Consider the following 1,134-nt stretch of genomic DNA (forward strand, 5'->3'; position numbering starts at 1 on the left):
GACGCGCAGGACCGCAACCGCGCCGCGTTGCTGGCCAACGATATCGCCAGCGCGATGTGGCTCGGCAAGTCGGTTGTCGTGGACACCAGCGCCAGCTCGGTCTGGCAGAAACGCGTAAGTGACACCGCCAACGCAGGCCTGCCGAACGGCGCCGTGACCGTCGCCGCAGTGACCGGCACCACCAACAGCGCCGACATCCAGATCACCTGGAAGGCGCCTTCCCGCTCAAGCGCAAGCACCGAGCAGAGCAGCACGTTCACCACGCGGGTGACGCTGCCATGAGGCCCGCTTTCTCATCGGCGCTGCCGCGGCAGCGCGGCCTCTCGCTGATCGAATTGCTCGTGGCCATGGTCATCGGACTGGTCGTGACGCTGGCCGTGACCAGCATCGTGGTGGTGGGCGAGACGCACAAGCGCGTCACCACCTCGACCAACGACATGGAGCAGGCCGGCGCGTATGCGGCCTATGTGCTCGACCGCGCGCTACGCAGCGCCGGCTCTAGCCTGGCCCAGTCCAGCCAGCCGCCCGACCGGGGCGTGTTCGGCTGCAGGCTCAACGCGGCCTCCCTGCTGCCGGCCGCTGCCGAGTTTCCCACGCCCTTCAAGAAGGCCTTTCTGCCCGGCGCCACGTCCGACCTGCGCGTGGCGCCCGTGCTTATCGGCAAGAGCCAGTCCGACACCGGCTCCGACGTGCTGGTCGTCATGGGCGGCGATGCCGTGGCGGGTGGCATACCCCGTGGCCTGACGGACCCTGGCAGCGCCACGACGCTCGCAATGGACAACACGGTCGGTGTGTCCGCAGGCGACCTCGTGCTGGTCAGTCAGCTGAACACGACGGACTGCTTGCTCGAACAGGTCACCGGCACCACGGCCAAGGTGTTGACCCTGGGCGGCAAGTACTACACAGCCGGCAAGTCCACCTCGCTGGAGACACTGGCTGCAAGCACCTCGACCTACGTCACACCGCTGGGCAATCCTGTGAACAGCAATGTCCAGTTCCAGCTTTTCGGCGTGGGCGACAACCACACGCTGGTCGGCTATGACCTGCTGCAGGGCGCCGGCAATGTCACGCAAGCGCTTGCCGACGAAGTGGCCGAACTGCATGCCATCTATGGCCTGGACAGCGACGGCGACG

At 67.0% G+C, this 1,134-nt stretch carries 2 protein-coding genes; both read left to right on the plus strand.

Annotation, left to right across the window (positions count from 1 at the left end; genetic code table 11):
* Nucleotides 1-282: fimbrial assembly protein (locus ACSFA3_RS24980; protein WP_435508040.1), on the plus strand; the 282-nt coding region annotated here is incomplete at its 5' end.
* On the plus strand, nt 279-1,134 hold an 856-nt coding region (locus ACSFA3_RS24985), incomplete at its 3' end, for a PilW family protein (RefSeq protein ID WP_435508041.1). The genes ACSFA3_RS24980 and ACSFA3_RS24985, both read left to right, overlap by 4 nt.

This window comes from Variovorax glucosi (assembly GCF_051216695.1).
In the GTDB taxonomy this organism is placed as follows: Bacteria; Pseudomonadota; Gammaproteobacteria; order Burkholderiales; family Burkholderiaceae_C; genus Variovorax.